Source organism: Arthrobacter sp. FW306-1B-G06A (assembly GCF_058781765.1).
This window is the reverse complement of the sequence record NZ_JBYSXB010000085.1, coordinates 1-2,092: the sequence shown is the minus strand read 5'-3', so window position 1 is coordinate 2,092 and position 2,092 is coordinate 1. Positions and strand designations below refer to the sequence as shown.

Annotated in this window: 1 protein-coding gene; it reads right to left on the bottom strand. The window is 61.2% G+C overall.

What is annotated here, in order from left to right:
* Positions 1–353: 353 nt before the first annotated feature.
* Complete coding sequence (locus tag AC3WJM_RS22975) at positions 354–1,622, bottom strand: amidohydrolase (RefSeq protein ID WP_492273053.1); 1,269 nt, start codon at positions 1,620–1,622, stop codon at positions 354–356.
* Between the last annotated feature and the right edge of the window lie 470 nt (positions 1,623–2,092).

The following is a 2,092-nucleotide window of genomic DNA, read 5'->3' as shown; positions in this document are numbered from 1 at the left end:
GTGGCAGCTGGTATTCCAGGCGTATCAACTCGTTCGTCGTGTTCGCGACCGGGCCGAGCAGCCGAAGTCCCGCTCCCGCGCGCCAGGCTGCGGACCCCGGGGACGATAGTGATGCTGTTCCGCGGTGAGCTGGACGGAATCGGGGCCGCTTTCCGATGCAACAAGACACCAACTCGTAAAGCTGGGCGACCCAACACGGGAATCGGATTCGGTCCCCCGACCCACGTCATCAATGCCACCCGGGTTGTCTGACTCGGCCGGGAGTGTCCCGGGGAAGGCCCGCATGCGCGAGCGGCATCAGAAGTTACCGTCCCGGCCATCGCTCCAAGCTGGCATTTTGGACGCGTCGACAGTTACCCCAGGGCCGCGCTGATGCTGTCGAAGTCGCCGAGGGCCTCCGGGTTGGTTTGCAGTCCAAGCAGGATCGATCCCAGCGCTGTTTCTGTTGCGATGTCGAGAGCGGGCTCAATCGCTGGCGCAAATTGAGGTGAGTGGTTCTGTACTGGATCCCCGTCAGGCAGGGCAGGCTGGTATCCGTTGATGAACCAATAAACGGCCGGGACATCGATGGCCTCTGCGAGGAGCCCGAAATCTTCCGAATGCATCATCGGAGGGATGCGGCGAACAGCGTCAGGGCCCAGCCGGGCGGACAATGCACTCATGAGGTCCTCCGTTGCCTCCGGCGCGTTGTAGATCCGAGGGAAACGATAGAGCTCCTCGATCTGCGGTTCCGGAGCTCCAGATGCAGAAGCTTCCGCCCTGATGATACGTCTGGCGGCAGAGAGCATCTGCTCATGAACATCCGGGTCAAAGCTTCGGAAGTTCAGCGTGAGCTCCGCGGCATCAGCAATGACGTTCTCTTTGATTCCGGCGTGAAAAGTGCCGACGGTTACGACCGCAGGTTTACGCGGGTCGATCTCCCTGGACACGATTGTCTGGAGCCTGGTCACTATGTGCGCTCCGAGTGTGATCGGATCGATGGACGCGTGAGGCTGTGAGGCATGCGAGCCACGTCCGAGCACCGACACGCGCCAACTGGTAGCGAGGGTCATTGTGTGACCGGAGGCGTACCCGACGCTCCCCGCAGCCAAGGGCATTACATGCTGACCATAGACAACGGCCGGTTTGGGGGCTCGGTCCCACAATCCGTCCTCAATCATTGCGCGTGCGCCGGCCGCGATTTCCTCGGCCGGCTGGAAGATCAGCACGACTGCTCCAGACCAGGTTTCGCGCGAAGAGAAGAGTACGCGCGCGGCGGTCAAAAGGGCAGTCATGTGGACGTCGTGTCCGCAGGCGTGCATGACGGGAACGTTGTCTCCAGCCAACTCTGCGCGGGCCGTACTTGCGTAGCTCAGCCCGGTATCTTCTTGGACCGGCAACCCATCCATGTCAGCGCGGAAAGCAACGACCGGACCGGCCCCGTTCTCAAGGACGCCCACCACCCCGGTGCCCCCGCAACGGAAGTGGGCTATGCCGATGTCGTCCAACTCCTGTTCGATCCGAGCCGCGGTGTTGTGTTCCTGCAACGACAACTCCGGATGGGCGTGAAACCACCGGTAGAGTTCCCTCATCCTTTCGCCGTTAACGGTCAACGGACGGCGGGTTGCTTCAAATAATGTCATCCGTCTACTCCTGTTCGTCTTCTGATCACCTGCTACGGGGGTCAGTTTGTTTGTCCCGGGTAAACCCCTTGTCATGTCAAGATCAGCAATGGTTCGCCGAAGTCTCCCCAAGCGCAGCCCCTTCAAGCGCCCCACCGGTTACTCAACATAAGGATCTGCATCACGAGGCGGTGAATCCCCGGTCCTGGCCTTTCGGGTTGATAAAGAGCGAACCCAGTCACCGCTACCGGCCAGGCGCTCTCCAGGTGAAGTTTGATTCGAGGCATCGTCGCCCTCCCCGGGTGTCTTCGGTCAAGCAGGAACGAGGTGTCCCCTGAGTGCCGGACAAACGGGCGCCGCAGCCGCTGGAAGGCTCACCTGCGCCATTGCCATGCTCCCGTGCCCTTGCCAGCGAACTCCTCCATTGCGGTAAAGGCTTCCCATGACCGGAGGCCGTCATCTACAACACAAGCTAGAATACCAGCTGCCAT

Bases quoted from the DNA above. Each gene is read 5' to 3' on its own strand.
- AC3WJM_RS22975 (WP_492273053.1), bottom strand. From the start codon at position 1,622: ATGACATTATTTGAAGCAACCCGCCGTCCGTTGACCGTTAACGGCGAA.